Here is a 1,933-nt window from a genome sequence, read left to right on the forward strand (position 1 = left end):
CGCCAGCCGCTACATGATGGTTGAGGCCTTCGCACAAATCGACACCGAGGAGATCGACCCCATTCTCAGCATCACAACCGAAGCCGCCTGATCATGCCCTCAGGCCATCCGAGAAATTACACCAGCTTGACGGACGTGACCGGTTCGCCTGCCACGGTGCGTCCAGTGATGAACCCGCCGGTCGCCGCATTTGGCAACCATGGGCTGTCCGCAGCCCGGGCATAGGGCAGAAAGACCGTGGCTGGCTTCAACTCGTTCGTTGTTGACCAATGCATAGCGCATGTCCGGCTCCGTATATATTGACGCGCATCCGCCAGAGAGGCGGGCACCGATTGTTTGTTTTGGATGGAAGCAAACCGCAGCATGGCCAGTCGGATCTGGTGCTGTCTTGATTATCTTCGGCGTGACGGGGCAGTGCCGGTCGCCGGTTATGATGACGGAATGTCGAAGATGCCAGGCTCCGTCTTCTACTCAGGCATGTTGCAAGATTAACCGCCGACCGGCTCCGGTCAACTCCGGATGATCGACTATCCTCAGAGAGAGTTCGTCACGCGGCGGCCCGTTCGGACACTGTCGCTGCGTCCGCGAGCTCGGCTTCGGTCTCCGCCAGTTGCCGGCGCTTGTCTTCACCCTCTCCCGCAAAACGACTGGCGCGGCCCTTGAATGCCGCCTTCTATGACGTTATATTGCGTCAGAAACACTGGCAATGAATGAGGCGACAGGATGAACCTCGCACAATATTCAGATCACGGGATGTTCGCGCCTAACAAGATCGCAACCGTCTTTCGCACGACGAGCGAAGAGATTGCGCGCACGGTCGGCCTTGGCAAGGACGCGATCCAGCGCAAGGATCGGGTGCGCTCGGACAAGACACAGCGCCGCCTGCGCGAAATGGTGGAGATCGTCAATAAGGTCGAACCGCGGTTCGGTTCCGCGCTGATGGCCTACGCCTGGTATCGGTCCGAGCCGTTGCCTGGATTCTCCGGGCAGACGGCCATGCAGCTGGTTCGCGACGGTCGGGCTGAAGAGGTTCTCGATTTCATCGATGCCGTCGACGCCGGCGTGCACGCCTGATCGTGGCGCTCACCTATTCCGGAAAGCTCTACCGGGCAATAAATCCGGTCTTCGCGCGCGAACCGATGTCGGGACGCGGCGCGGAACGTTATGGGGGCCGGTTCAATCCGAAGGGTGTGCCCGCCCTTTACACCTCGACATCCGTGATGACCGCTCTGAGGGAGTCCAATCAAGTAGGCGATCTGCAGCCGACGACGTTGGTCTGTTACCGCGCCGAGATCGAGACGGTCTTCGACGCCTCAGATACGGCAGCGCTTACGGCGGCGGGTCTTGACAAGGCCTCGATGGCAGATCCGACCTGGCGCGATCAGATGAGGAAAACGGGCGAGGCCCGCACACAGCGTTTCGCACGCACGCTGATTGCGGAAGGCTATAACGGCCTGCTCGTTCGCAGTTTCGTGAAGGGAGCCGATCCGGACGACGAAAATCTGGTGCTTTGGAAATGGAGCGTGAGCGGCCCGTCCCGCCTGGAGCTGATCGATGATGAGGATCGGTTGGGTTGAGCGGCTAGCGCCTCATGCCGCCTTAACGACACTTGGCGCGTTTGCGATAACATCGTCGGCCAGGTCCTTTTCGATCTCGGCCAGTTGCCGGCGCTTATCTTCAAGCTCTCCCGCAAAGGCGAAGGCCTCGCCCTGGCGAGCGCGGTAGGAGGCGAGCCTGCGCGCGGCGTCCGCCAGACGCTGGCAATATCGGAGCCGCTCATCCTCGAATGCCGCTGCTCTGATCCCCACAAACTGGATCGCTTTTGGTTAGATTTTTCCGCTTAGTTTTCCCTGGCTGGAATGGAGCGGAGAGCGATGAAGGCATCGAAGTTTTCGGACGCGCAGAAGGCGTTCATTCTGAAGCAGGGCGATGA

General features: G+C 60.2%; 4 protein-coding genes. 2 read left to right on the forward strand and 2 right to left on the reverse strand.

The window, feature by feature from the left end:
• Positions 1–116: 116 nt before the first annotated feature.
• Complete coding sequence (locus ABJ076_RS23320) at positions 117–275, reverse strand: hypothetical protein (RefSeq protein ID WP_348208856.1); 159 nt, start codon at positions 273–275, stop codon at positions 117–119.
• 448 nt (positions 276–723) lie between these two features.
• Between ABJ076_RS23320 and ABJ076_RS23325 the strand changes: the two genes are divergently transcribed.
• Positions 724–1,074, forward strand: a complete 351-nt coding sequence (locus ABJ076_RS23325) for an MbcA/ParS/Xre antitoxin family protein (RefSeq protein ID WP_106573438.1) — start codon at positions 724–726, stop codon at positions 1,072–1,074.
• 2 nt (positions 1,075–1,076) lie between these two features.
• Positions 1,077–1,577, forward strand: a complete 501-nt coding sequence (locus ABJ076_RS23330) for an RES family NAD+ phosphorylase (protein ID WP_348191056.1) — start codon at positions 1,077–1,079, stop codon at positions 1,575–1,577.
• Positions 1,578–1,589: 12 nt separating this feature from the next.
• Here ABJ076_RS23330 and ABJ076_RS23335 read toward each other — a convergent pair whose 3' ends face one another.
• Positions 1,590–1,808, reverse strand: a complete 219-nt coding sequence (locus ABJ076_RS23335; RefSeq protein ID WP_348191059.1) for a hypothetical protein — start codon at positions 1,806–1,808, stop codon at positions 1,590–1,592.
• Positions 1,809–1,933: the final 125 nt, after the last annotated feature.

This window comes from Nisaea sp., from assembly GCF_039990255.1.
In the GTDB taxonomy this organism is placed as follows: Bacteria; Pseudomonadota; Alphaproteobacteria; order Thalassobaculales; family Thalassobaculaceae; genus Nisaea.